Annotated in this window: 26 protein-coding genes, 1 pseudogene and 1 riboswitch; of the genes and pseudogenes, 11 read left to right on the top strand and 16 right to left on the bottom strand. The window is 68.1% G+C overall.

Annotated features, from left to right (window positions below):
* Positions 1-165: 165 nt before the first annotated feature.
* The 5 genes from NA8_RS18000 to NA8_RS17980 all read right to left on the bottom strand — a co-directional run bounded on the left by NA8_RS18000 (position 166) and on the right by NA8_RS17980 (position 5,035).
* Positions 166-1,422: an acyl-CoA dehydrogenase family protein gene (locus tag NA8_RS18000; protein ID WP_063051539.1), complete on the bottom strand. Its 1,257-nt coding sequence runs from the start codon at positions 1,420-1,422 to the stop codon at positions 166-168.
* 26 nt (positions 1,423-1,448) lie between these two features.
* Entirely contained in the window at positions 1,449-2,324 is an 876-nt protein-coding gene (locus NA8_RS17995) for an SDR family oxidoreductase (RefSeq protein WP_063051538.1), read from the bottom strand.
* Between the two features lie 75 nt (positions 2,325-2,399).
* Entirely contained in the window at positions 2,400-3,269 is an 870-nt protein-coding gene (locus NA8_RS17990) for a MaoC/PaaZ C-terminal domain-containing protein (protein ID WP_063051537.1), read from the bottom strand.
* Positions 3,270-3,339: 70 nt separating this feature from the next.
* Positions 3,340-3,777 (bottom strand): type II toxin-antitoxin system Rv0910 family toxin, encoded by a 438-nt coding sequence (locus tag NA8_RS17985; RefSeq protein ID WP_063051536.1) that lies wholly within the window; start codon positions 3,775-3,777, stop codon positions 3,340-3,342.
* Positions 3,778-3,817: 40 nt separating this feature from the next.
* Positions 3,818-5,035, bottom strand: coding sequence for a lipid-transfer protein (locus NA8_RS17980; RefSeq protein WP_063051535.1), 1,218 nt, complete (start codon positions 5,033-5,035; stop codon positions 3,818-3,820).
* A 330-nt stretch (positions 5,036-5,365) separates the two neighbouring features.
* Here NA8_RS17980 and NA8_RS17975 point away from each other — a divergent pair, with 330 nt between their 5' ends.
* The gene (locus NA8_RS17975) at positions 5,366-6,007 is read left to right on the top strand and encodes a TetR/AcrR family transcriptional regulator (RefSeq protein WP_063051534.1); all 642 of its coding nucleotides are present in this window, start codon (positions 5,366-5,368) and stop codon (positions 6,005-6,007) included.
* A gap of 56 nt (positions 6,008-6,063) precedes the next feature.
* Here NA8_RS17975 and NA8_RS17970 read toward each other — a convergent pair whose 3' ends face one another.
* The 4 genes from NA8_RS17970 to NA8_RS17955 all read right to left on the bottom strand — a co-directional run bounded on the left by NA8_RS17970 (position 6,064) and on the right by NA8_RS17955 (position 11,556).
* The gene (locus NA8_RS17970) at positions 6,064-6,876 is read right to left on the bottom strand and encodes a toxin glutamine deamidase domain-containing protein (protein ID WP_063051533.1); all 813 of its coding nucleotides are present in this window, start codon (positions 6,874-6,876) and stop codon (positions 6,064-6,066) included.
* A gap of 122 nt (positions 6,877-6,998) precedes the next feature.
* A complete protein-coding gene (locus tag NA8_RS17965; protein WP_063051552.1) occupies positions 6,999-8,222 on the bottom strand; it encodes an MFS transporter in 1,224 nt (407 codons plus the stop codon).
* Positions 8,223-8,482: 260 nt separating this feature from the next.
* On the bottom strand, positions 8,483-9,700 hold the full coding sequence (locus NA8_RS17960) for an NADP-dependent isocitrate dehydrogenase (RefSeq protein ID WP_040864988.1): 1,218 nt from the start codon (positions 9,698-9,700) through the stop codon (positions 8,483-8,485).
* Between the two features lie 362 nt (positions 9,701-10,062).
* Positions 10,063-11,556: an MFS transporter gene (locus NA8_RS17955; protein ID WP_063051532.1), complete on the bottom strand. Its 1,494-nt coding sequence runs from the start codon at positions 11,554-11,556 to the stop codon at positions 10,063-10,065.
* Between the two features lie 133 nt (positions 11,557-11,689).
* Here NA8_RS17955 and NA8_RS17950 point away from each other — a divergent pair, with 133 nt between their 5' ends.
* On the top strand, positions 11,690-12,403 hold the full coding sequence (locus NA8_RS17950) for a TetR family transcriptional regulator (RefSeq protein WP_084466895.1): 714 nt from the start codon (positions 11,690-11,692) through the stop codon (positions 12,401-12,403).
* A gap of 52 nt (positions 12,404-12,455) precedes the next feature.
* Positions 12,456-12,566, top strand: a riboswitch (SAM riboswitch).
* 202 nt (positions 12,567-12,768) lie between these two features.
* On the top strand, positions 12,769-13,926 hold the full coding sequence (gene metX / locus NA8_RS17945) for a homoserine O-acetyltransferase MetX (protein ID WP_084466894.1): 1,158 nt from the start codon (positions 12,769-12,771) through the stop codon (positions 13,924-13,926).
* A 64-nt stretch (positions 13,927-13,990) separates the two neighbouring features.
* On the opposite strand, the gene NA8_RS17940 is transcribed toward metX, so the two are convergent.
* Positions 13,991-14,368 (bottom strand): winged helix-turn-helix transcriptional regulator, encoded by a 378-nt coding sequence (locus NA8_RS17940; RefSeq protein ID WP_063051530.1) that lies wholly within the window; start codon positions 14,366-14,368, stop codon positions 13,991-13,993.
* A 69-nt stretch (positions 14,369-14,437) separates the two neighbouring features.
* Here NA8_RS17940 and NA8_RS35770 point away from each other — a divergent pair.
* Positions 14,438-14,737 (top strand): annotated as a pseudogene (locus NA8_RS35770) (nitroreductase family protein); the annotation flags it as partial.
* A 103-nt stretch (positions 14,738-14,840) separates the two neighbouring features.
* Positions 14,841-15,086, top strand: coding sequence for a nitroreductase family protein (locus NA8_RS35555; RefSeq protein ID WP_218019481.1), 246 nt, complete (start codon positions 14,841-14,843; stop codon positions 15,084-15,086).
* Positions 15,087-15,126: 40 nt separating this feature from the next.
* Here NA8_RS35555 and NA8_RS17930 read toward each other — a convergent pair whose 3' ends face one another.
* Entirely contained in the window at positions 15,127-15,372 is a 246-nt protein-coding gene (locus NA8_RS17930) for a DUF3017 domain-containing protein (protein WP_051174893.1), read from the bottom strand.
* A gap of 311 nt (positions 15,373-15,683) precedes the next feature.
* On the opposite strand from NA8_RS17930, the gene NA8_RS17925 reads away from it, so the two are divergent.
* From NA8_RS17925 to NA8_RS17910, 4 genes are all read left to right on the top strand, one after another.
* Positions 15,684-16,103: a hypothetical protein gene (locus tag NA8_RS17925; protein WP_063051529.1), complete on the top strand. Its 420-nt coding sequence runs from the start codon at positions 15,684-15,686 to the stop codon at positions 16,101-16,103.
* Positions 16,104-16,268: 165 nt separating this feature from the next.
* A complete protein-coding gene (locus NA8_RS17920; RefSeq protein ID WP_063051528.1) occupies positions 16,269-16,520 on the top strand; it encodes a hypothetical protein in 252 nt (83 codons plus the stop codon).
* 98 nt (positions 16,521-16,618) lie between these two features.
* A complete protein-coding gene (locus tag NA8_RS17915) occupies positions 16,619-16,930 on the top strand; it encodes a PIN domain-containing protein (RefSeq protein ID WP_245663893.1) in 312 nt (103 codons plus the stop codon).
* Between the two features lie 42 nt (positions 16,931-16,972).
* Positions 16,973-17,437, top strand: coding sequence for a tRNA (cytidine(34)-2'-O)-methyltransferase (locus NA8_RS17910; RefSeq protein WP_063051527.1), 465 nt, complete (start codon positions 16,973-16,975; stop codon positions 17,435-17,437).
* A 47-nt stretch (positions 17,438-17,484) separates the two neighbouring features.
* Here the strand turns inward: NA8_RS17910 and NA8_RS17905 are convergent, their stop codons facing one another.
* From NA8_RS17905 to NA8_RS17890, 4 genes are all read right to left on the bottom strand, one after another.
* On the bottom strand, positions 17,485-17,718 hold the full coding sequence (locus NA8_RS17905; protein ID WP_063051526.1) for a DUF167 domain-containing protein: 234 nt from the start codon (positions 17,716-17,718) through the stop codon (positions 17,485-17,487).
* Positions 17,681-18,673 (bottom strand): DUF4349 domain-containing protein, encoded by a 993-nt coding sequence (locus tag NA8_RS17900; RefSeq protein WP_084466893.1) that lies wholly within the window; start codon positions 18,671-18,673, stop codon positions 17,681-17,683. Before NA8_RS17900 ends, NA8_RS17905 begins: the two co-directional genes overlap by 38 nt.
* 87 nt (positions 18,674-18,760) lie before the next feature.
* Complete coding sequence (locus NA8_RS17895) at positions 18,761-22,123, bottom strand: error-prone DNA polymerase (protein WP_063051524.1); 3,363 nt, start codon at positions 22,121-22,123, stop codon at positions 18,761-18,763.
* Between the two features lie 54 nt (positions 22,124-22,177).
* A complete protein-coding gene (locus NA8_RS17890; RefSeq protein WP_084466892.1) occupies positions 22,178-22,633 on the bottom strand; it encodes a hypothetical protein in 456 nt (151 codons plus the stop codon).
* Positions 22,634-22,854: 221 nt separating this feature from the next.
* On the opposite strand from NA8_RS17890, the gene NA8_RS17885 reads away from it, so the two are divergent.
* Complete coding sequence (locus NA8_RS17885; protein ID WP_063051523.1) at positions 22,855-23,823, top strand: SDR family NAD(P)-dependent oxidoreductase; 969 nt, start codon at positions 22,855-22,857, stop codon at positions 23,821-23,823.
* A gap of 3 nt (positions 23,824-23,826) precedes the next feature.
* Here the strand turns inward: NA8_RS17885 and NA8_RS17880 are convergent, their stop codons facing one another.
* Positions 23,827-24,582: an alpha/beta fold hydrolase gene (locus tag NA8_RS17880; protein ID WP_439957394.1), complete on the bottom strand. Its 756-nt coding sequence runs from the start codon at positions 24,580-24,582 to the stop codon at positions 23,827-23,829.
* A 184-nt stretch (positions 24,583-24,766) separates the two neighbouring features.
* Between NA8_RS17880 and NA8_RS17875 the strand changes: the two genes are divergently transcribed.
* Complete coding sequence (locus NA8_RS17875) at positions 24,767-25,465, top strand: class I SAM-dependent DNA methyltransferase (RefSeq protein WP_063051522.1); 699 nt, start codon at positions 24,767-24,769, stop codon at positions 25,463-25,465.
* The last annotated feature ends 185 nt before the right edge of the window (positions 25,466-25,650 follow it).

The following is a 25,650-nucleotide window of genomic DNA, read 5'->3' as shown; positions in this document are numbered from 1 at the left end:
ATGCTCGGTCTCGCTTCGCTCGACACCGGGAGTCGGGGTTGAGCTGGGCACGTCGGCAATCGAACTGAGGGCGTAGCGCACGCGGCTCGGTGCGGCGGGTGGGCGGTGTCGCGCGAGCAAGTGCGGTACCGCTTCCCCTGCCGTGCGAGGTCGCCCGGCTCGAAACTACTGCGCCAGCAGCCCCTTCGCGATGTGGGTCACCTGGATCTCGTTGCTGCCCGCGTAGATCATCAGCGACTTGGCGTCGCGGGCGAGTTGCTCCACGCGGTACTCGGTCATGTAGCCGTTGCCGCCGAAGAGCTGGACCGCTTCCATCGCCACCTCGGTGGCCGCCTCAGAGGCATACAGCTTCATCGCGGAGGCCTCGGCCAGGGTCGGGGGTTTGCCCGCGCGGCCCCGCTCCAGCGTGTTGAACACCATGTTCTGCACGTTGATCCGCGCGATCTCCATCTTCGCCAGCTTCAGCTGAACCAGCTGGAAGCGCCCGATCTCCTGGCCCCAGAGCTTGCGGCTCTTGGCGTACTCCAGGCACAGTCGATGACACTCGTTGATGATGCCCAGCGCCATGAAGGCCACCCCGACGCGCTCGGCGGTGAAGCTGGACCGGGCGCTGTCGCGGCCGTCGCCGCCCTTGTGCTCCTCGGTCTCGCCGAGCAGCCGGTCGCGGCCGACGCGCACGTTGTCGAAGAACAGCTCACCGGTCGGCGAGGAGTGCAGGCCCATCTTCTTGAACGGCTTGCCCTGGGTGAGACCGGGCATGCCCTTGTCGAGCACGAAGGTGAGCACCTTGCGTTCGCGCTTGTCACCGCCCGCACCTTCGTCCAGCTTCGCGTAGACGATCATCACGTCGGCGAAGGGACCGTTGGTGATGAAGGTCTTCTGACCGTTGAGCAGGTAGTCCTCCCCATCGCGTTTCACGTAGGTCTTCATGCCGCCGAACGCGTCGGAACCGGAGTCCGGTTCGGTGATCGCCCAGGACGCCACCTTCCGCATGGTGACGATGTCCTCCAGCCAGCGCTGCTTCTGCGCCAGCGTGCCGCGCGACATGATCGTGGTGGCACCGAGACCGATGCTCACGCCCATCGCGGTGACCAGACCCATGCATACCCCGGACAGCTCACCGATGAGCACCGCCATCAGCGATTCCTGTCCGGCGAACGGACTCGAGCCGGAGGCCTTCTTCTCCGGCCTCGGCTCCCCCGCCGCCGCGGCCGCTTCCCGCGCCGCCTGCTTGGCCAGCATCTTCTGCACGGCCTCGCCGCCCATCACGTCGATCCCGAACTCGCGGAACAACTTTCGGATGACGGGGTACGGCGGCAGTTCGCCGCTGTCGAGCGCGTCCAGGTTGGGACGGATCTCCTTGTCGATGAACCCCCGGACGGCGTCGCGGATCAGCACATCGGTCTCGGACCATTCGAACATCGTCGTTCTCCTCACATTCCCCGGGATCAGGGCAGCCGGGCGGCGATGTCGTCGATCAGCCACGGACCCTCGGTCTCGATGGTCTTCACATCGTGCCAACCCGCCAGCTCGGAGATCGCGCCGCCCTGCACCGCGAACACCTTGCCGGTGATCGGGCACGTCTCGGCGGCCAGGTACGCGACCAGCGGCGCGATATTGGCCGGGGCGAAGGCGTCGAACCCGCCCTCGGACGATTCCGCCTCGGCCGCCAGCATCTCGCCCATGCCGGGGGTGGCCAGGGTGAGCCGGGTGCGCGCGATCGGCGCGATCGCGTTGACCCGCACGCCGTAGCGCGCCAGCTCGTCGGCGGCCACCAGGGTCAGCGCGGCGATCGCGGCCTTGGCCGCGCCGTAATTGGCCTGACCCGGGTTGGGCAGGGTGGTGCCCGACGCCGAGGCAGTGTTGATCACCGCGGCATCGGGCTGGTTGCCCGCCTTGGACTGCTGCTTCCAATACGCGGCGGCATGGTGCAGCACCGCGGCGTGACCCTTGAGATGCACGGCGATCACCGCGTCCCACTGCGCTTCGGACATGCCCGCGATGAAGGCGTCGCGCAGGATGCCCGCGTTGTTGACCACGACGTCGAGGCCGCCGAACTCGGTGACCGCCTGTTCGACCAGCTTCTGCGCGCCGTCCCAGGTGGCGACGTCGTCGGTGTTGGCCACCGCCTTGCCGCCCGCGGCGACGATCTCGCGCACCACATCCTGCGCGGGACCGCTGTCGGTCCCCTCCCCCGCGTTGCTGCCGCCGAGGTCGTTGACGACCACCGCGGCGCCCTCCTTCGCGAACAGCAGTGCGTGCTCGCGGCCGATGCCGCGACCCGCACCGGTGATGACGGCGACCCGTCCGGCCAGTACACCCATGTGTTGTCTCCTGAAGTCGCGCCGAGTCCGGCGATGGGAAAGGACGCGGCGGAATCCGTTCCGCCGCTGAAGGGATCAGTCGGCTATCTCGGCGAGTCCGTCGCTGAGCACGACATCGTCGCCGCGTACGGTCTCGAAGGCGTAGCGGGTGATCCCGTCGGAGGAGCCCGCCGTCCAGATGCGGGTCTCCAGATCGTCACCGGGGAAGACCAGCTTGGTGAAGCGCACCGCGAACCGCCTGAGCCGATGCACATCCGACGCCGCGACCTCGGTGAGCACCGCCCAGGACGCGAACGCCATGGTGCACAACCCGTGCGCGATGATGCCGGGCAGTCCGGCGTCCTTGGCGACCTGCTCGTCCAGGTGCAGCGGCACCGGATCGCCGGAAGCCGGTGCGTAACGGAAGGTCTGGTCGTGGTCCACGTGCTGCGCCACCACAGCGACCGGATCGTGCTCGCGTAGCCGCTGGTCGAACTTGTGCGCCGGAGCGGCCGCGCCGACCGTCGCGCCCGCGTCGATGTTGCGGAAGAAGGCGGTCAGGTATTGGTCGTTGACCGGTTCGCCCGCGTCCGTGCGGCATTCGATACGGATGGTGATGGTCGTCCCGTTGGGCCGGCTGGTGTAGCCGATCGCCTTGGCGCGCGACACCAGCCGGTCTCCGGGCCGGATCGCGCGGTGGAAGTGGAAGTCCTGCTCCCCGTGCACGACCCGGCCGAAGATGTCCATCGGCGCGACATCGATGACCGGCATCATCATGGCCTCGAAGACCGGGACGATGGCGAACACCGGCGCGGCCACCGTACCGGCCAGATGCGCGGCGATCGGATCGTTCGTCGCCGCCGCGTACTCCGCGACCCGTTCGGTGGTGACCTCGAAACGCTCCTCGTCGGACCAGGTCTCCAAACCACTGTCATCGAACTCGACGACGCGCACCTGACCGCTCATGCTGTCTCCGATTCGGCACGAGCGGGCCCCTGCGTGGTCACGCTCCGCTGCCACCTCCGGGCCTGACCGCTCATGCCGCTGCGGCCAGGGCGTCGAGTTGTTCGAGTGATCGGTCCAGCTGTTTGATGCCGTCCTTTTCCACCGCTTTGCCGAGCGCGCCCTTGATCAGGGCGCCCTCGAAGTCACCGGACACCAGGATGCTGCTTCCCTCGCCGTTGGGCCGGATATCGAAGGTGAACTCGGTCTTCACCCCGGCCATGCCGGTGCCGCCGAGGGTCAGCTTGTGCGGCGCGTCCACCGAGACGATGGTCCACTCCAGCTTGTTCGCCATGCCGAGCATCACGATCTTGGCGACCAGCTTGGCGCCCTCACTGAGCACGGCGGGCGGCTCCTCCATGAAGCGCTCGTGGATGGTGAACCACTTGTCCCAGGTCTGCGGGTCGGCGACGACCGCCCACAGAGCCTGCGGGGTGGCGTTGACGTCTTTGGTGGCTTCGATGTGTCCCATGTGTCGACTCCTCGTCGAGTTCGTCCGCGGCCGGCCGCGTTCAGCGATCGGCGCGCTGGTAGGCGGTGACGACGGCCGCGCCGCCGAGGCCGATGTTGTGTTGCAGGGCGGCGGTGACGTCGGCCACCTGCCGCTTGTCCGCGGCGCCGCGCAGCTGCCAGGTCAGCTCCGAGCACTGCGCGAGCCCCGTCGCGCCGAGCGGATGCCCCTTCGAGATCAGGCCGCCGGAGGGGTTGACCACCCATTTGCCGCCGTAGGTGGTCTGACCGTCGTCGACCAGCTGTCCCGCCTCGCCCTCGCCGCACAGTCCGAGCGCTTCGTAGAGCAGCAGTTCGTTGGCCGAGAAGCAGTCGTGCAACTCGATGACCTGGAAGTCCTCCGGTCCGAGCCCGGCCTGGTGATAGACCTTCCGCGCGGCCTGGACGTTCATGTCGTAGCCGATCAGGTTCTTGGCCGTCTCGTCGAAGGTCGAGGCGAAGTCGGTGGTCATCGCCTGGCCGACGATCTCCACCGCCTGCCCGACGAGGTCGTGCGCGTCGACGAAGTCCTCGCTCGCGAGGATGACCGCACCGGACCCGTCGGAGGTCGGCGAGCACTGCAGCTTGGTGAGCGGGTCGTAGATCATCCGCGAGGCGAGGATGTCGTCGAGGGTGTACTCGTCCTGGAACTGCGAGAACGGATTGTTCACCGAGTGCTTATGGTTCTTGTAGCCGATCTTGGCGAAATGCTCGGCGGTGGTGCCGTACTGCTTCATGTGCTCGCGCCCCGCGGCGCCGAACATCCACGGCGCCACCGGGAACAGCACCTCGGAGATCTCCGCCAGCGCCATGATGTGCTTGGCCATGGGCTGCTCGCGGTCGTCCCAGGTGGACCCGAGCGAGCCGGGCTGCATCTTCTCGAAGCCCAGCGCCAGCGTGCATTCCGCCAGACCGCCCCGGATCGCCTGCGCGGCGAGGTACAGCGCCGTCGAGCCGGTGGAGCAGTTGTTGTTCACGTTGACCACCGGGATGCCGGTCATGCCGAGTTCGTAGACGGCACGCTGCCCGGAGGTGGATTCGCCGTAGACATAACCGACGTAGGCCTGTTCCACCAGGTCGTAGTCGATTCCCGCGTCGGCGAGCGCCTTGGTTCCCGATTCCCGGGCCATGTCCGGGTAGTCCCACGCGCGGGTGGTGCCGTCGGCTACCTCGACCATGCGGCGGCCCGGCTTCTCGAACTTCGTCATCCCGACACCGACCACGTAGACCTTGTTCGCCATCGAACTCCTCAGTTTGTACGTACGCCGCAGGGCGGCCGAACGAGTGAAAACAAACATACAAGGTTGTATGTAAGTGGGCAATAGGCTGGCGTGGAAGTGCAACATCCATGCCGGTAACCAGCCGATTGTGTCTCGCCTGCTACATACAGTGAGACATGCATGTTCATTGGTCACTGTGGCGGATCGCTCTGATCGGATAATCGCCGGTGGATCGAGGAGGATGGCGGCGCGCGGGCGGAAGAAGCGCTTCGGACGATCTTCCCCAGCCCATGGCGGCATCCCTCCGCCAGCCAGAACATACAGCAGTGTATGTAAGTGTAAGATCGAGCGATGGCCAGGAGCGTAGTCGTGAAGCAGCAGCGCCGGACGCAGGAGCAGCGCAGCACCGAGATGCGCACCCGCTTGCTGGACGCGACGGTGGACTGCCTGGTCGAGTACGGATACTCCGGCACCACGACGCCTCGGGTGGCCGAACGCGCGGGGGTGACTCGCGGAGCCCAAGTGCACCACTTCGGCTCGAAAACCGATCTCGTGGTGGCCGCGATCAGTCACCTGGCGCAGTTGCGCGCCGAGACCGCCATGCGGGAGATGTCGCGGGTCGAAGCCGGTGACGATCCGGTGACGGCGGCGCTCGAGTTCCTGTGGGACCTGCACCAGGGTCCGCTGTTCATCGCGACCGTCGAACTGTGGGTGGCGGGGCGCACCGATCCGGTGCTGGCCGCGGCGATGGAGAAGGTCGAGCCGTTCGTCAACAACGCCGTCCTGCTGGCGGTCGCCCGCTTCGTGCCGGACGACGTGCGCCGCAAGGAGGCGCGCGACTTCATCTACACGGCCATGGACGCGCTGCGCGGCATCCTGATCTCGAATTTCATCGATCCGGACGACGAACGCGCCCGTCGCCGGTGGCGCCGCGCCTCGGCACACCTGCACGAGATCGCGGGCCGCGCGCTTGCCGGCCGCCCCGCCGAATAGTCAGCAGCGGCGAGTCCGGCTCCCGGCTGCTTCCACCGCCGCCCGCCCGCGCGTTGTCACGCCCGGTTGGCGATCATCGGGAACACGACGTAGTAGTCCCCGTCTGGAACGATGTTCTCCTCTGTCACGGTGCCGGTTTGGCCGTCGAGATAGTAGAGGTCTCCGCCGATGTTGGCGGCGTTGTAGTGATGGCCGAAGGCGTCGGAGTACCGGTTGCCCGACATGATCGCGTTGTACCCGGACTGATGCAGCTTCTCGGATATCGCTTCGTGGATCTCGCGGTGGCTGTCGCCGTGAAACCGTTCTGTCGAGGGCTCGATGAACTTCTGGGCACCGCTCGGCCCGGCGACGGCGGGACGTCCGGCCAAGATGTCGCGCACCGCCCAGGAGCACTCCATGCAGTTGCCCGCCGTCCGTGACCTCGTCGGGTTGACCAGCAGCAGCAGTTCACGGACCTCGGCGAGCGTCGGCGGCCGGTCGATGATCCGGGACAAGATCGTGGCCTGGGCCGCGTAGGCTCGCCGCATGGCATCCGCCTCCGCCGGCGTCAGCTGATGCGCGTTGCGAATCAACCGGGACACCCCGGCCGGGCGTATCTCGGCGAGCGGGACCGCAGTCGATCCGGTCGCCTCAGCGGGCGCCGACCCCGCCCGTTCCGGGCCGAAACCGGTGATAGCTGCCGCGCCTTCCCTATCGGCCCGGTCGAACTCTTGCGCCCCCTTGCGCAAGGTTTCGCCCTTCTCCCGATAGAACTGATCCAGTGCCTCGCCCGCGGTGCGACGCCCGCCATCGGAGCCCTCCGGGGTACCGAGCAGCCCCTGCAATCTGCGGCGTACCTCATCGAAGGCGGCGGACAGCGGACCCTTCATCTCGACTTCGGCGAACCGTGGGAATTCATACGACCACGGTCCGACGGGCCGCTTACAGTCGCCTTACCGTTGTCTTGTCACGGCCCGCGCCCGGTGATCACCGGATGACGAGCGAGGGCGCGCTACTGCGGCCTGGTCAGCGTGCCGCTCGCTGTTCGGGCCCGTGATTTCCGCGCCGTCCAGACCGTCACCGCGAACAGCAACACGCCGGTCGCGGCCAAGGCGGCGCCGACCACGGCCGGGGCCGTGTAACCCAGGCCCGCGGCGATGACCAGGCCGCCGAGCCAGGCTCCGGCGGCGTTGGCGATGTTCAGAGCGGCGTGGTTGAGGGCGGCGGCGAGGGTCTGGGCATCGGCCGCCACGTCCATCAGACGTGTTTGCAGACCGGGCGCCAGCGCGGCCCCGGAGGCGCCGACCAGCAACGCGCCGAAGGCGGCGGTGTAGGGGTTGTGCGCGGCGGCGACGAAAACACCGAGGATGACGGTCATCGCGACCATCGACACCGAGATGGCACGGTCCACACCACGATCGGCGAGCACGCCACCGACGATGTTTCCGATCACCATGCCCACGCCGAACAGCATCAGTACCAGAGGGACCGCCCCGGCCCGCAGACCGGCGACATCGGTGAGCGTGGTCGCGATGTAGGTGTAGACGGCGAACATGCCGCCGAACCCGACCGCGCCGACCAGCAGCGTCAACAGCACCTGCGGACGCCGCAGTGCGCCGAGTTCGGTCATCGGATCGGTCACCGTGATGCCGGTGAGTACCGGCACGAAGCGCAGCAGCGCGGCTACGGTGCAAACACCGATCAAGGCGACCACCACGAACGCGTCGCGCCAGCCGAGATGCTGCCCGAGCCAGGTAGCTGCGGGAACGCCGACGACGTTGGCGGCGCTCAACCCCAGCATAACCGCGGCAACCGCCTTGGCCCGCTGTCCGGCCGGGGCGAGCGTAGCGGCGGCCAGCGAGGCGACGCCGAAGTAGGCGCCGTGTGGCAATCCCGAGACGAACCGCGCCGCAACCAGCGTCTCGAACGAGGGCGCCACCACGGTCGCCGCGTTGCCCACGGTGAACGCCACCATGAGCGCGATGAGCAGCCGCTTGCGCGCCACCCGCGCGCACAGCGCCGCGATCAGGGGCGCGCCGATCACCACGCCGAGCGCGTAGGCCGACACCGCGTGCCCCGCCGTCGGCTCGGAGACGTGCATGTCCGAGGCGATGTCCGGCAGCAAGCCCATGGTGACGAATTCGGTGGTGCCGATCCCGAATCCGCCGAGGGCCAGCGCCAGCATGGCCGGTACATGCCAAACGGTTCGTCCGGGTGGGGCGGCGGTACTGGTCATCACGGGGCTGGTCACGTGTTGATGTAACCGGTCCCGTCCCGTATCCGCTTCCCGGGCGAACGTGAGTTCGCCCACCGTGACGTCGATGAAGCGCTGGTCCATGCGGCGGGCCGGCCGAGCGAAACAGTGCGGGCACCCGTTCCACCGGTGGGTGGGGCGGGTGCCCGATGTTTCAGCCCGGCGCTGGGTGAGCACCCAGCGCCGGAGTCGGCCGAGCGCCACGGCTCGGCCCCGCGGTTCGGTGCCTTGCCTGCGCGAACTCAGCGCAGTGCGCGAGCCAGGTTGGCGTCCAGGGCGCCGAGGAATTCCTCGGTGCTCAGGTAGCCCTGGTCCCCGCCGACGAGCAGCGCGAGGTCCTTGGTCATCTGGCCGCCCTCGACGGTCTTGATGACGACGTCCTCGAGGGTCTGCGCGAAGCCGATGACCTCCGGGGTGTTGTCCAGCTTGCCGCGGTGCTCGAGCCCCCTGGTCCAGGCGAAGATGGACGCGATCGGGTTGGTCGAGGTCGGCTTGCCCTGCTGGTGCTGGCGGTAGTGCCGGGTGACGGTGCCGTGCGCGGCCTCGGCCTCGCAGGTCTGCCCGTCCGGGGTGAGCAGCACCGACGTCATCAGGCCGAGCGAACCGAAGCCCTGGGCCACGGTGTCGGACTGCACGTCGCCGTCGTAGTTCTTGCACGCCCAGACGTAGCCGCCCTCCCACTTCATGGAGGAGGCCACCATGTCGTCGATGAGGCGGTGCTCGTAGGTCAGGCCCGCGGCATCGAACTGGCTCTTGAACTCGGCGTCGAAGATGTCCTGGAAGGTGTCCTTGAACATGCCGTCGTAGGCCTTCAGGATGGTGTTCTTCGTCGACATGTACACCGGGTAGTTCTGCTGCAGGCCGTAGTTGAACGACGCCCGCGCGAAATCCTCGATGGACTTGCGGAAGTTGTACATGCCCATGACGACGCCGCCGTCCTCGGGCATCTTCACGACCTCGTGCACGATCGGCTCGCTGCCGTCGTCCGGGGTGAAGGTCAAGGTGACGGTGCCGCCCTGGAACACCTTGAAGTCGGTGGCGCGGTACTGGTCGCCGAACGCGTGGCGGCCGATGATGATCGGCTTGGTCCAGCCGGGAACGAGCCGGGGAACGTTCGAGATGATGATCGGGGCACGGAAGATGGTGCCGCCCAGAATGTTGCGAATGGTGCCGTTGGGCGAACGCCACATCTTCTTGAGGCCGAATTCCTTGACCCGCGCCTCGTCCGGGGTGATGGTGGCGCACTTCACACCGACACCGTGCCGCTTGATGGCTTCGGCGGCGTCGACGGTGACCTGGTCGTCTGTCTTGTCGCGGTACTCGATGCCCAGGTCGTAATACTCCAGGTTCACATCGAGATAGGGGTGGATCAGCTTGTCCTTGATGAACTGCCAGATGATCCGGGTCATCTCGTCGCCGTCGAGTTCTACGACGGTGCCTTCAACCTTGATCTTGGACATGGATCTTCGTGTCCTCCTAGGATGGTGCCCTCATTGCACGGCCAGGCGAACACGCTTGTGAGCGGACCCCAGCTGTTCCAACAGACAACGTATATGTCCCGCGTTGTCAGCGAGACGTGTGGTGCAAACAAGACGAGCGTACTGCTGCCCGAGTCCTCACCGCACGGGCAGCCCCCGGAGTGAGCTGCGCCACCTTTGTTACCGATTGGTAGGTCGGCGACGGCTGCGAGCACCGCGAAGGGCGTTCACGCAACCGGCGTCGTCGCCATGATCCGCCTTCCGTCCGAGCCCGGCAACCATCCGGCGGACGAACGAGGTCCGCGCGGCCTCACCGGCGTCGCGCGGACCTCGTTCGCGGCGGATCAGACCCCGACCGGGATCCGGGCCCCCTCCTCGGAACCTTCGATCAGGTTCTCCGGCCGGTCCCGGATCATCAGCGCGATGATCGGGACGGCCGCGAGGAAGAACCCGGCGCCGACGTAGAAGGCCACGTCGTAGCTGTGGATCGCGGCCCGCGCGGCCAGATTGTCGATACCCGGGTTGTCCTGCGCGAAGGACTTCGCGACCTGCACCGAGATCGTGGTCAGCAGCGCAGTCCCGACCGCGCCGCCGACCTGCTGCGCCGCGTTCAGCAGCGCGGAGGCGACGCCGGAGTCCTCTTCCTCGACCTGATGCAGCGCGACCGTCTGCATCCCGACGAACAACGGACCCATACCGAGCGCGATGAGCACCTGCGCGGGCAGCACCCCGGCCAGGAAGCTGTCGCCGTAGCTCAGCTGGGCCAGCAGCAGCAGGCCGATGACGCCCAGCACGGCGCCGGCCAGCATCAGCGGACGCGGGCCGAGCTTCGGCAGCAGAGCGCTGGTGACACCGGCCGAGATCGCGATGCCCGCCGGGAAGGGCAGGAACGCGAAGCCCGCCTTCAGCGCGGAGTAGCCGAGCGTGATCTGGAAGTAGAAGCTCAGGAACAGGAACATCGCGAACATCGCGATCGGGATGAGCAGTGCGGCGAGGAACGCGCCGCCGCGGTTGATCTCACCCGGGATGTGCAGTGGCAGCAGCGGGTTCGAGGAGCGCCGTTCGATCGCCACGAAGGCGACGAGCAGCGCCAGCCCGGCGACGAGCAGCGCCAGGGTGCTGCCGGCCAGCCAGCCGTCTTCGGCGGCGCGGCTGAAGCCGTAGACGATGGCGATCAGGCCGAGCGTCACCGTGACGGCACCGGGCACGTCATATCCCCCGCGGCGCGGCGCGGGCACATCCTTCGCCACCCACGCCAGCGCCCCGACCAGCGCGAGCAGCGCGATCGGCGTGTTGACAAGCAGGCACCAGCGCCACGACGCGTACTCGGTGAGCGCGCCGCCCGCGATCAGGCCGAGCGCCGCGCCGCCCGCGGAAATGCCCGCGAACACACCGAACGCGGTGGCCCGATCCCCAGGCTCGGTGAAGGTCACCGACAGCAGCGAGAGCGCGGCCGGGGCCAGCAGCGCGGCGAACGCGCCCTGCAACGCGCGCCCGGCGAACAGTTCCGCCCCCGTTTGAGCGAGCCCGGCCAGCGCCGAAGCGCCCGCGAAGCCGATCAGGCCGACGATGAAGATCCGGCGGCGGCCGAGGTAGTCGGCCAGCCTGCCGCCCAGCAGCAGCAAGCCGCCGAAGATCAGCGTGTAGGCGGTGAGCATCCATTGCCGGTTGCCGTCGCTGATGTCGAGATCACGCTGCGCGAACGGCAGCGAGATGGTCACGATGGTGGCGTCCAGTACCACCATGAGCTGGGCCAGTGCGATCACTGTCAGCGCGAGCCAGCGCGCTGAAGCGGCCGCTTTCCGCGGCGCGTGCGCCGCAGTCCCGGGTTCCGTCACGGTCGTCTCCTCGTCCTTCGATGTCGGAAGCCATCCTGTCATCGAACGACATTTGTCGTCAAGTGAAAAATGTCGCACTACGACATTTGACCGTTAAGGACAGGAAAACGCGAGGTTGCGTTACCATGGGGTCATGCTCGAGTCATCGGCGCCGATGGGCGCGAGCGCCGCGGCCGACCGTGCCGCGGACGCCCCCACGACCCCAGGGCTGCGTGAACGCAAGAAGCAGCAGACGAGGCTGCGCATCATCGCGGCCGCCCTGGATCTGTGCGACACGCAGGGCTTCGACGCGACCACGATCGAGCAGATCGCCAACGTGGCGGACGTCTCACCGCGCACGATCAACCGCTATTTCGAGAGCAAAGAGGACATCGTCCTCGGGCCGGTCCAGGATTTCGGGCGCACGATCGCCGAGACGCTGCGCGAGCAGCCACGCACGGGCAATGAACTGCAGGCGCTGCTCGCGGCCTTCCTGCACGTGGTCGATCAAGCCGCCGAGGGTAGCGAGGCCGACCCGTTGTCGTTCCGGCAGTTCCAGAAGATGCAACGAATCCTGCGCAGCAGCCCTTCGGTCAGCGCGCGCAGCATGGAACTCGCCGACGACAAGAACACGGCGATCGCGGCGGTGGTCGCCGAGCGCCTCGGCACCGAACCGGACGCGCGCGCGGTGCGGCTCCTCGTCGGCACCTGGCAACTGATCGGCCACATCGGCCTGGAGTGCTCCGACGACGCGTTCCTGGACGAGGATCTGGCGACCGCGACCAGGTCGGGTCGCACCGCGTTCACCGAGGCGTACGACGAATTCGTACGCATCTGCTGCGGGGCGGCGACTACCGCGGACCAGTGAGTTCGGCGGAGGATTTCGGACGCTGACCGCCCGCCGGTTATGATGCCGGGCAGGTCATGAGTACCAGCGCCAAGCCCCGGCTCGCTGGTCGGCAACCCTCCAGCCGCGGTGGGGTGCTCCGGGTGATGACCTGGCTCCCGAGAGCCGGGAGCAAGCGCGTAACAGGAGGTCGCCGGGCATGTGTTGTTGTTCGTTACCCGCACACCGCTAACCCTTGCTGTACCGGCGAACACCTTTTGGGAGCAAACCATGAGTGAATTCACCGCGCCCCGGACCGAGCAGGACCCGGCAGCGCCGCACAGCCGCGTGGCCGGCACCGTGGACATCCCGGGCGATCTACGCGCCGGCTTCGCGACGGCGGCGACGTGACCGTGCGCACCGAACCGAGCACGCGGAGCTCCGGCAACGTCCTGCCGCCCCCGGATGGACAGTTCGGCACCCTCGCCATCGGGGACGTGCGACTGGAGAACGGCGCGGTCATCCCGGACGTACACCTCGCTGTGCAGCGCTGGGGTGAACTCTCCCCCGGACTGGACAATGTCGTGCTGGTCGAACACGCGCTGACCGGCGACTCGCACGTCGTCGGCAAGCCCGACAACGTGCACGAGATGCCCGGCTGGTGGGACGGCATGGTCGGCCCTGGTGCTCCGCTGGACACCGACGAATGGTGTGTGATCGCGACCAACGTGCTCGGCGGCTGCAAGGGCAGCACCGGGCCGTCGAGTCCCGCACCGGACGGGAATCCTTGGGGCGCAAGGTTTCCCGAGATCTCCATCCGCGATCAGGTGACCGCCGAGGCCGCTCTGCTCGACCTGCTCGGTGTCGAGCGGCTCGCCGCCGTGGTCGGCGGGTCGATGGGCGGCATGCGAGTGCTGGAGTGGATGGTCGGCGCACCGGAGCGGGTCGCGGCGGCGCTGGTGCTCGCGGTCGGCGCCCGCGCCACGGCCGACCAGATCGGTACCCAGACCACCCAGATCGCGGCGATCAAGGCCGATCCGGACTGGCAGGGCGGCGATTATCACGGCACCGGCCGCGCCCCGCTGACGGGCATGGCCTTGGCCCGGCGGATCGCACACCTGACCTACCGCACCGAATTCGAGCTGGACCACCGGTTCGAGAACAAGCCCCAGGGCGACAGGGACCCGTGGCACGGTGGCCGCTACGCGGTACAGAGCTACCTGGACCACCAGGCCGAAAAGCTGTGCAAGCGTTTCGATCCCGCCACCTACGTGCTGCTGACCGAGGCGATGAACCGGCATGACGTGGGCCGGGGCCGGGGCGGCATCGAGGCGGCGCTCGCGGCGACGCCGGTGCCGTGCGTGGTCGGCGGCGTCGACTCCGACCGGCTGTACCCGCTGCGGACCCAGCAGGAACTTGCCGATCTGCTGCCTGGTTGCGACGGACTGGAAGTCGTGCACTCACGCGACGGCCACGACGGGTTCCTCACCGAGGCGGCGGCGGTCTCGAAGCTGCTGACCGAGACCATGCGACTAGCCCGGGCGGGTGTGCGACCCGAACGCTGACGGTCCGCCGCGCCGAACCGTCGGCGGCAGACATTCCGAGCGCTGTCTCCGTCGCGCCCTGCTCTCAGAGCGCCGCGCTTCGTCGCGCCGCCTCGATCCTGTTGATGTTGCTTTCGATCCAGTCCCGCAGCGCCGCGATCGGCGTGCGCAGGCTGTGGCCGAGGTCGGTGAGGGTGTAGTCGACCCGGGGCGGGACCGTCGGATGCACCGTGCGCGTGACGAATCCGTCCGCCTCCAACTGCCGCAGACTCTGCGTCAGCATCTTCTGGGAGATGCCTTCGATGCGGTTGCGCAGATCGGTGTAGCGCATCGTGCCGTCCGCGAGTGCGTCGATGATCAGCACCGTCCACTTGCCCGCGATGTGGTCGAGAACCTCCCGCGTAGGGCACTTCGCGGAGTACACGTCCGCCGGGAGACCGGAACCTTCGAGATATGTGGGCACCCTTTGGAGTGTAGCGCACTATTAAGTGCCGTCTTCCTATTCGAGCGTCACTCTCCGATAGTAAGAATCATGGAAACGCAGACACTTTCGGTTGCCGAAGCCATTCGAAGCCGTCGCACCGTCCGGCATTACCGGGCCGATCCGGTAGCGCCGGAACTGATCGAAGAGCTCCTCGACCTGACCATGCAGGCCCCGAGCGCCTGGAACATGCAGGACCGGTCGGTCGTCGTGGTGACCGGCGAAGCCGGCCGCCGCGCCCTGCACGAAGCCGCGTTCGGCCAGCCCCAACCGCTCGAGGCGCCGGTGGTGCTGGTGTTCCTCGCCGATGTCGACGCGTGGCGGGCGGGCAATGCCGATATCGCCGAACTCGCCGGTCGCAGCGGCGCGTGGAACGCCGACTTCACCGCCATGTTCGACACCCGCGCGGAGTATCACGCGCTCGAACGGCACGGCCTGCTGCGGGGAGAACGCGGTGAAGAACGCGATGATCGCGGCCACCTTCGCGATGCTGGCGGCCACCGGCCTCGGACTGGCATCGGCCCCGATGAACGGGTGGGACGCCGAACTGGTGAAGCAGGCCGTCGGTGTCGGCGATCGCGCCGATCTGGCCGTCGCGGTCCTGGTCACGGTCGGTTACAGCGACACCGTCCCACCCCATCCCGGCCGCCGTCCGCGCGAACGAACGGTTTTCGCCGAGCGATACGCGGCCGCGCGCTGACCCCGAAGGGCGACCCGGCCGGGTCACCCTTCCCGATCGGTCAGCCGACGCCGAGCGTGTTGATCGTGGCCGCCAGGAACAGGATGCTCGAACCGAGCAGCGTCAGCGCGCCGACATCGAAGGGCTTGCTGCGCACCGCGAGCAGCCCGACCCGCGCGGTCGGCAGGCACAGCCGGAACGCCGCCGCCAGCAGCGTCGCACCACCGAAGAAGAACGCTCCGCGCCGCCACCGATCGGACGCGACGAACACCACCGCCACCACGATGACCAGCGTCACAACCACCATCGGCAGATGGGAGCGCAGAAACTGCGCCCCCGCACTGCGGCGCCCGGATATAGGCGCGTCGGCATCGGTCACCCCCCGATTCTTGCAGACCACCCTCGTCGGTTTGCCGGAGGTCACTGAGCCGAACCGAACCAGCCCGATTCCTACCGACGAGTGCCCACGGCTGCGGCGAATCGCGAGCAGATCCCCTCAGCGGTGCGCCACCCCCGCGGGCTGTCCACGGGGGCTGATAGGCGTCGAAAGTCGTTGTCGAAGTTCGTCGAATGGCCCCGGAAACCTCGGCATGCTCGGGCGGTTGGCATCATTCGATCATGATCATGCGACGACTCCCCCTGCTCGCGTTGGCCGCGCTTCCGATGGCGCTCGGCTCCGGGGCCACCGCCACCGCGACGCCTCCGCTGTCACCGCCGGTCCTCGAGGAGGTCTTCTCGGTCCCAGGAACCGTATCGGCGAAATTCCACAACCCGAACGCCGAGGGTGTGTGCTGGGTGTACAACGACGAGACCGGAGAGATCTTCGGGGGCAACAACCCCACGTCGTTCGCCATCGCGGACGGCAAGATGGTCCAGACGTCGCTCGGCAACGGAGCCCTGCCCGCCGGCCGGATGCGCGTGCGCGGCGCATGCGCCTGGGAACGACCCACCGGCGATCCCCGCGACGGCGACACGTCGACGACGGACGTCGTCACCGTCGAGGTCATCGGCAAGCCGAGCACGGGCAGCTTCGGCTGATCCCTGGCAGGCAGACTCCGGGTCGGCGTCAGCAACGCCTGACGCCCACCTGGTTGACTGGCACACATGATGTCAGCCATGCCATGCCAGGCCGGAGCGCCCGGCGCAAGGCAGGGTAGTGCACAGTCAACGCTATAGCGTGCGGTTTTCACTACAATCAGACCCATGACCGCAGCGTTCGAGTACGAAGATCTACATCGTCTGGTCGATCGGCTCACCCCGGACCAAGCGCATGCGCTGCGGGCTGTCGCGTTGCAGTTGGTCGTCACCGATACCGCTGAGCGGAGCCCGGTCACCGAGCCGCCAGGCGAGCTGCGTCGACGCCTTTCGTTTGCCGGCATGATGCACGCAGAGCCGGATCTGGCGGCAAGGTCTGAAGAGTTGCTCCGCGAGGAACGTGGTAGGCACGTCGAGTGATCGTCTGCGACACAGGCCCGCTCGTCGCTGTGCTCAACTAGAACGACGCGGATCACCGACGCTGCCTTGATCTCCTCGAGACGCATCCCGGGCCGCTACTGGTTCCAGGTCCAGTTCTCGCGGAAGTCTGCTATTTCTTGGAAACGCGGGTCGGTCCTTCGGCAGAGGCGAGGTTCTTGGAATCTATCGCGAACGAGGAAATCGAACTCGTCGATCTCACTCGGGCCGATCTTTTGCGGATGGCCGAGTTGGTGCGGAAGTACGCCGACTTCCCGCTCGGCGCTGTCGACGCCGCTGTCCTGGCCGTCGCCGAACGGCTCTATGTGAGGGAAGTAGCAACATTGGATCGCCGACACTTCAGCGCGGTCCGAACCAATCACCCGGTTCCGCTCCGACTGTTACCCGATTGACCGACGAGGTCGTGGCTCCGCCCACCTGGTTGACTGGCACCCGTGTTCCATCTGATGTTCCACGAGCCGTGCATTCCGCCGAATACCGGCAACGCGATCCGGTTGGTCGCGGGGACCGGGTGTCATCTGCATCTGATCGAGCCGCTGGGGTTCGATCTGTCGGAGCCGAAGTTACGCCGGGCCGGGTTGGATTACCACGATCTGGCGTCGGTGACGGTGCACGCGAATTTGGCGGCGGCGTGGGAGGCGTTGCGGCCGGATCGGGTCTTCGCGTTCACGACGCAGGCCACCACCCGGTTCACGGAGGTGGCCTACCGTGAGAACGACGTGCTGCTGTTCGGCACCGAGCCCACCGGCTTGCCCGCGGAGGTGCTGGCGGACCCGCACGTCACCGACCGGCTGCGCATCCCGATGGTGCCCGGCCGCCGCTCCATGAACCTCTCCAATGCTGCCGCGGTGACCGTCTACGAAGCCTGGCGTCAACTCGGCTTCCCCGGCGGCGTCTGATCCACTCCGTCCATCATCTGCGCGGGAACCGCAGGGAGACAGCGTGTTCAGGGTAGGTCGATCTCGAATCGTTTGAAGCGCGATGTCGCGCCCGCTGTCAGCCGGACGGCGGACTTGGCGACTCCGTAGTGTTCGGCGAGCAACTCGATGGCCGCCTTGTTGGCCTTGCCCTCGACGGCGGGAGCCCGCACGTACAGGTACAGGCTGCCGTCGTCGAGGGTTTCCACCAGCGGGCCCTTACGGCTATTCGGTTTGATCGTCGCCCTGACCACCGTCGGCACTTTTGCCTCCTGCGCTGGTTTCCGCGCCTTCGGAGGCGCTGCTCGCGGACTTCGCGTGCGCGGGCGTCGATTCTCCCGCACCCGAAGCGGGCTTCCGACGGCGGCGCACCAGGCGCACGATGCCCCACAGCGCGGCAGCCGCCACCGCGAGGAAGCCGAGCCACGGAATTGCCTTGCCGCTGAATACGACCGCGTCCCCCAGCCACTCCACCAGGGAGTTCCAGCCGGAGACGATGCCGTCCCAGAAGCTGTCGGGGTCGTCGCCGTGATTCTTCTGATCGGTCGTGATCTCGATGGTCAGCGTCGACAGGGCGACCTGGTCGTCGAGCCGCCGCTTCTGCGCGGTGAGGCTGTCCAGTTCGCCCTGGCGGCTGGACAGCGCCTGTTCGGCGGCGAGCAGGTCAGAGGTGGTGGTGGCGCCCGCGATGAGCGCGCGCAGCCGATCCACCGAGGCTTGCAGCGCCTTGATCCGCGCGTCCAGGTCCTCCCACTGCATGGTGACGTCGTCGCGGTTGGTGGTGACCCGGGTGACCTGCCCGACCCCGCCGAGGCCCGAGATGAACGCGTCGGTCTTGTCCGCGGGCAACCGGACGACGAGTGTGGCGCTGGGCTCGGTGTCGTCGGTGCCGGGCTGCTCGGTGCGGCTGTCGACCCGGCCCCCGGCGGCTCGCACCTGGTCGATGATCGTGCCCGCCGCGGCGACGGGCGCGCCTGCGGTGATCTCGACGCTGCCGGTGACCACTTCCTTGCGCAGGGACACGGGCTCGCCGCCGGAGTTGTTGTCCCGCTTCGGGGGCGCCAGTTCGTGTGCTCCCGACGGCACGAGCGCGGGGGCGGCGGGCCCGGTGATCGCCGTCGACGTCCGGTCTCGAGCGGGCTCGGGGCGATCGGCACCGCAGCCGGCGAGCAGACTCAACCCCAGCACGCCGACACACAGCGCAGCAAGCTTCCTCATGCCTGGCACAGTAGCCTTTTGCGCTGCGCGAACAGCCCCGCATAACCGTTTCCTAGAACGCTTCTAACACTTCTTTAAAGCACCGGCTCAACGGAAGTCACGCGACTTGGACGCCATTCGCAGATCCATGCGCTGCAGATGTTCGGCGACCACGCTCACCACGCCCTCGGCATTCTGCACCCGGCCGCGGATGAGCAGAGCGGCAGCGCCCTGGGTGAGACGCCGGTACCGCCGCCACAACCCCAGCGAGCAGACGATGTTCACCATGCCGGTTTCGTCTTCCAGATTGAGGAAGGTGACGCCCCCGGCGGTGGCGGGACGCTGCCGATGCGTCACCGCGCCGCCCACCAGCACCCGCGAGCCGTCGGGCACGGCCAGCAGGCCGGAGGCCGGTATCACGCCGAGCGTGTCGAGGTGCGGGCGCAGGAACTCCGTCGGATAACTGCCCGGCGAGACGCCCGTGGCCCACACGTCGGCGGCGGCCAGTTCCAGATCGCTCATCCCGGGCAGGGCGGGCGCGGTGGTGGCCGCGCCGGTACCGGGCAACCGGTCCGGGCGCTCGCCCGCGGCGGCGCCCGCCGCCCAGAGCGCTTCGCGGCGGGTGCTGCCGAGGCTGCCGAGCGCACCCGCCGTGGCGAGCGATTCCGCTTGGGCGACAGTGAGTTCCACCCGCCCGGTCAAGTCGAGGAATGACGTGTAGGGCCGCTCGCCCCTGGCGGTGACAATGCGTTCGGCGAGGTCGTCGCCGATCTGACGGATCGCGGCGAGACCGAGGCGCACCTCGGTGCCCTTCGCCTCGAGGGTGGGCTCGGCCCGGCTGGCGTTGACGTCGGGGCCGTGCACCGCGACCGCGTGCCTGCGCGCGTCGGCGACCAGCGACTGCGGCGAGTAGAACCCCATCGGCTGGGCGCGCAGCAGACCCGCGCAGAAAGCGGCGGGATGATGCAGTTTGAACCAGGCCGAGTAGTACACGATCGCGGCGAAGCTCTGCGAATGGCTCTCGGGGAAGCCGAAATTGGCGAAGGCGTAGAGCTTCTCGTAGATCCGGTCGGCGACTTCACCGGTGATGCCGTGAAGCTCGCGCATGCCCTGGTAGAGCCGCGCCTCGAGGCGCTTCATGCGTTCCGGGGACCGCTTGGAGCCCATGGCGCGGCGCAGTTGATCGGCTTCGACGGCGGTGAATCCGGCGACGTCGACAGCCATCTGCATGAGCTGCTCCTGGAACAGCGGCACGCCGAGCGTGCGTTCCAGCGAATTCTTCAGCGCCGGATGGTCGTAGACGACGTCCTCCACACCGTTGCGCCTGCGGATGTAGGGATGCACCGAACCGCCCTGGATCGGGCCGGGACGGATCAGCGCCACCTCCACCACCAGGTCGTAGAAGCTGCGCGGCCGCAGCCGGGGCAGGGTGGCCATCTGCGCACGCGACTCCACCTGGAAGACGCCGACCGAGTCCGCGCGCGAGAGCATCTCGTAGACCTCGGGTTCGGCCAGGTCGAGCGAGTGCAGCTCGACAATCTCGCCTTTGTGCTCACGCACCAGGTCGATCATGTAGTGCAGCGCGGAGAGCATGCCGAGGCCGAGCATGTCGAACTTCACCAGATCGATGCCCGCGCAATCGTCCTTGTCCCACTGCAAGACGCTGCGGCCGGGCATGCGCGCCCACTCCACCGGGCAGACGTCGGCGATCGGCCGGTCGCAGATCACCATGCCGCCGGAGTGGATGCCGAGGTGCCGCGGCAAACCCTCGATATCGGCGGCCAGTTCCAGTACCTCGGCGGGGATGTCGGTGTTCGTCTCGGCGCCGACCCCTGTCCAGCGGCTCACCTGCTTGCTCCACGCGTCCTGCTGACCGGGCGAAAAACCCAGCGCCCGCGCGGCATCGCGCACCGCGGACTTGCCGCGATAGGTGATCACATTGGCCACCTGTGCGGCGTACTCGCGGCCGTACTTGCGGTAGACGTGCTGGATCGCCTCTTCGCGGCGGTCGGATTCGATGTCGACATCGATATCCGGCGGACCGTCGCGCTCCGGGGAGAGAAAGCGCTCGAACAGCAGATGGTTGCGCACCGGGTCGACGTTGGTGATGCCGATCGCGTAGCAGACCGCGGAGTTGGCCGCCGAGCCACGACCCTGACACAGGATGTCGTTGTTCTTGCAGAAGCTGACGATGTCGTGCACCACCAGGAAGTAGCCGGGGAATTCCAGCTTGCCGATCACCGCGAGTTCGTGCTCGAGCTGCCGGTATGCCTCCGGGTTCTCCTCCGGCGGCCCGTAGCGCGCCGCGGCGCCTGCCATGGTGAGTTCGCGCAACCAGGACTGCTCGTCGTGTCCGGCGGGCACGTCGAAGGGCGGCAGGTGCGGGGCGATCAGCTTCAGGTCGAAGGCGCATTCGCGAGCCAGTGCCGCCGCGTTCGCCACCGCCTGCGGGCAGTCGGCGAACAACCGCGCCATCTCCGCCCCGGACCGCAGGTGCGCGCCGCCCGCCGGAGCCAGCCAGCCCGCGATCTCGTCCAGGCTCTGCCTGGCCCGGATCGCCGCCAGCGCCATGGCTCGGCGACGCTGGCCAGGCGCGGCGAAATGCGCCCCGGTGGTGGCGAGCACGGGCAGGCCGAGACGATCGGCCAGGGCGATGAGGTGAGCGTTGCGCTCGTCGTCCTCCGGGACGCCGTGGTGGGTGAGTTCCACGCTCACCCGGTCGGTTCCGAAGCGGTCGGTCAGGTCACGCAGCGCCGCTTCCGCACGCTCGAGCCGGGTGGCGCCGGTGCGTAAATCGAGCTCGAGCGCCTGGCGCAGGTGACCCTTCCGGCACCCGGTCAGGATGTGCCAGTGCCCCTCGGCCGCCGCGGTGAGCGTGTCGAGGTCGTAGCGCAGGATGCCTTTCTCTCCGGCGGCCATGTGCGCGGCGGCGATCTCGCGGGAGAGCCTGCGGTAGCCCTCCTGGCCACGAGCCAGCACCAGCAGGTGCGGCCCGGCCGGGTCCGGCGCGCCGGTGCGCGGCGCCGAGTCGGGCGCGGCGGCGTGCCCGCGCGCGGCGCCGGGAACGTGGGGTTCGGATGCCGCGCCGAGCGACAGTTCGGCTCCGAAGACGGTGGGCATCCCCCACTCCTTGGCCGCCTCGGCGAAGCGGACGGTGCCGTAGAAGCCGTCGTGATCGGTGAGCGCGATCGCCGCCAAGCCGAGCCGCACCGCCTCCTCCACCAGCTCCTCCGGATGGCTGGCGCCGTCCAGGAAGCTGTAGGCCGAATGCGCGTGCAGCTCCGCGTACGGGACCGGCGGTTCCGCGGCGCGCAGCACCGGCTCGGGCCGGTACTCGCCGCGTTTGCGCGACCACGCCGGGCTGTCGCCGCCGTCGCCCGGGAACACCCCATCGGGATTCGTCCGTCCGGAGCGCCCGGACAACACCCGCTCCATCTCCGCCCAGCTGGGCGGACCGTTTCCCCAGCCCACAGCTCACCTCCTCGTCTCGAACATACATTCGAGCAGGGTTGATGTACAGGCTGGTCAGGCCACCGAAAGGCGTTCGAGGGAACCAGCGGCCAGCGCGGCTTCGATCCCACTCAGACGAGTCCGGATGAGCGCGCCGTAGGCATCGGAGGCCAGGACGTCGAGATGCCCGCGCGCGATGGCCAATTGCATCCTGGCCACTTCGAACTCACCGACCCGGCGATGACTGTCGGCCAGGTTCAGATAGAGCGACGGCAAGAACCCGCGCAGACCTTCGTCCAGCGGCACGCCGGGGCCGAACACCGCGGCCAGCGCGCGCTGATCCCAACGCAGCGCCTCGGCGGCCTCCTCCTGGAGGTCGGCGAGATGGTGCGCGACCACGCAGCGTTGCAGCGCTCCACCGTGTTCGCCGAGTTCGTTCCAGAGCTTTTCCAACGCCCGCCGCCCCGCCGCCGGGTCGACGCCACCGAGCCGCACCGCGGCAAACACCTCCGCCATCCGATCGTCCGACATGCGCCGAGTATCGCACATATGTTCGAACGTTTCGACCGTTGTTCGAACGTTTCGCACACCCGGAAAACCCCACGCCCGTGCAGCTCTCGAAGGCACTGGGCCATGCCGGGCGACACGCCGCCGCCACCGGGCCCGGCGATCACGGCTGTGACCACGACCACTTGGCAGTGAACTTACTTCGGAGTAAGTTTCATTTCGACCACACCTGCAAAGGAGCAGCGATGACCGACGCATCCGCCGAACCCGCCCGGCGCGGGCGCCGCAACCGCGACCTCACCGGACGGCACGTTCTCATCACGGGGGCGTCCTCCGGAATCGGCCGGGCGGCGGCGCTGGCGGTCGCGGGCAAGGGCGCCACGGTGTTCCTGCTCGCGCGCCGGGGCGAGGAACTCACCGCCGTCGTCGACGAGATCAGGGCGGCGGGCGGCTCGGCCTACGGATACTCCTGCGACGTCACCGATTCCGACTCCGTCGACCAGGTGCTCGAGACCGTCCTGGCCGAGCACGGCCACGTGGACATGCTGGTGAACAACGCGGGCCGTTCGATCCGCCGCGCCATCCACCGCTCCACCGACCGGCTGCACGACTTCGAACGCACCATGGCCGTCAACTACTTCGGCGCACTGCGGCTGACCCTGGCCCTGCTGCCGCAGATGCGCGAACGCAAGTTCGGGCACATCGTCAACATCAGCAGCGCGGGCGTGCAGGTGGCCACGCCGCGGTTCTCCGCATATCTGGCCAGCAAGGCGGCGTTGGACAAGTTCACCGAGGTGGCGGCCGTCGAGACCATGGCCGATGGTGTCACGTTCACCACCATCCACATGCCGCTGGTGCGCACGCCGATGATCACCCCGAGCGGCGACCAAGGCCCCGCCGAGTCTCCCGAGTGGGCGGCCGCGACCATCGTGCGGGCGCTGACCGAACGCCCCAAGCGCATCGACGTGCCGCTGGGCACCATCGCCGAATACGGCGCGCTGCTCACCCCGAAGATCCGCGACCGCGTCCTGCACCGCTACTACCGCGCCCTGCCCGACTCCCCCGCGGCCAAGGGCGAGCCGACCGAGCCCGACGACGAACAGGCCGAACCCATCGACTCGCTTCCCGTGCGACGGCCCAGGTCGGCAGCGCGGCGCGTCACGGGCACGGCCTTGCGCCGGGCCGCCCGATGGGTGCCCGGTACGCATTGGTGAACCTCAGCCGGCCAGGAACGGCCGAACGGTCGCGGCGAACTCCCGGTAGCGGTCGCGATGAATGCTGTGGCCGCAGGTGAAGGTGGTCACGGTGCAGTCGGCGAGGCCGGCTCGCAGGTCGGCGAGTTTGTCCGGATCCACCATGCCGCCCGGTCCGCCGCACAACACCAGGGTGGGTGCGGTGATGTCGGAGAGCCGGTCCCACCATTCCGGGTTCGGCTTGCGGAACTGCTCCAGCGCCGTCTTCGTCATGGAACGGTCGAACGCGACCACCGCGCGCGGGTGGCGAACCAGGCTGGATGTGGCGTGCCACAACTCGGGCGCGGTGGGAAACCGGCGGGTCAGGCGCATTTCCTCGACGCCGGATCGCAGCGGAAGCGGGCACTCCTCCATGACCAGCCTGCGCGCCAGCTCCGGCCGCTCCTGCGCAACGCGCGACACCGCGTAACCGCCGAGCGAATGCCCGACCAGATCCACCGCGGGCAACTCCAGATGCTCGCACAGGCGCAGCAGATCGTCGCCGAACTCGTCGAAGAGATAGGAATCGGTATGCGAGCTACGGCCGTGTCCGCGCAGATCGGGGATGATCACTCGGCGCCCGGATTGCACCAGCACACGCGCGAACCGGTCCCACGTGTGCCCGTCGCCGCCCATGCCGTGCACCAGCAGCACGGGGATGTCACTGACCGCGCCCACCCCCGAATCCCGGTAGGCGATCCGCATGTTTCCGAATGTCACCTGGTCCAGCGTCAGATCCACGACCAACGAGAATACTGGCAGTCATGCACTCCCCCTTCATCATGTAGCGCGGATCACTCCCGAAAAGGGTGTGGTGCGGTCCTCGGGGCTTCCGGAGGTCAGCGAAGTCTTATGCGAACCATAGTGTTTCGACTCGCCCGATAAATGCCTGGCGTGCGAGCGAGTCCGGAACAATACTCACCGCATGCCCTCCTTCGCCGACTTCGACCGTCGCGACTACCGCACCGTAGATGTCGCCACGGGATACGACGGATGGGCGCCTACCTACGAGCAGACGGTCCTGGACGAAATGGATCTCGCTCTGCTCGGGCGATTGCGGTTGGACCTCGGCCGGGTGCGGCGCGCGGCGGATCTGGGCTGCGGCACCGGGCGCACCGGAACTTGGCTGCGGGACAACGGGTTGACGCACATCGACGGAGTCGACGTGAGCGAGGGAATGCTGGCGCTGGCCGCCGAACGCGGCGCCCACACCACGCTGACCCGAGCGGATGTGCGGGACACGGGCCTGCCGGACGGCGCCTACGACCTGGTGATCGCGTCGCTGATCGACGAGCACCTACCGGAGCTGGCGCCGTTCTACGCGGAGGCGTGGCGCCTGGCCGCACCGGGCGCCCGGTGCGTTTCGGTCAGCTACCACCCGCAGTTCATCATGGTGTCCGGAATGCCGACGCACTACACCGACCCGTCCGGCGAACCGGTGGCGATCAGCACCCATGTGCATTTGATCAGCGAGCACCTGTCGGCCGGTCTGGCCGCCGGATGGGTCCTCACCGAGGTCGCCGAGGCACTGGTGGACGACACATTCCTGGCCCGCAAGCCGAAATGGGCTGCCCTGCGCGGACATCCGTTCACATTGGCGACGGTGTGGTCGCGGCCGGAGTGAACCTTCGAACGACCACGATCCACTTGTCACCGCGCGTCGGCGGCCCTGCGGAGGATCGCAAGGTACTGATGTCGTTCGTGCAGGAGAGCCGCCAGACCTGGGTGCGATGACGGCGGCAGCACTTGGTCTCCGACGCCGATTCCGTTCAGGGCAAGCCTGTACCGGCCGAGAGCAACCGAGGCTCG

Source organism: Nocardia arthritidis NBRC 100137, from assembly GCF_001612765.1.
GTDB lineage: Bacteria > Actinomycetota > Actinomycetes > Mycobacteriales > Mycobacteriaceae > Nocardia > Nocardia arthritidis.
Note: the sequence above shows the minus strand (reverse complement) of the source record. Positions and strands in the feature narration are given on the sequence as shown.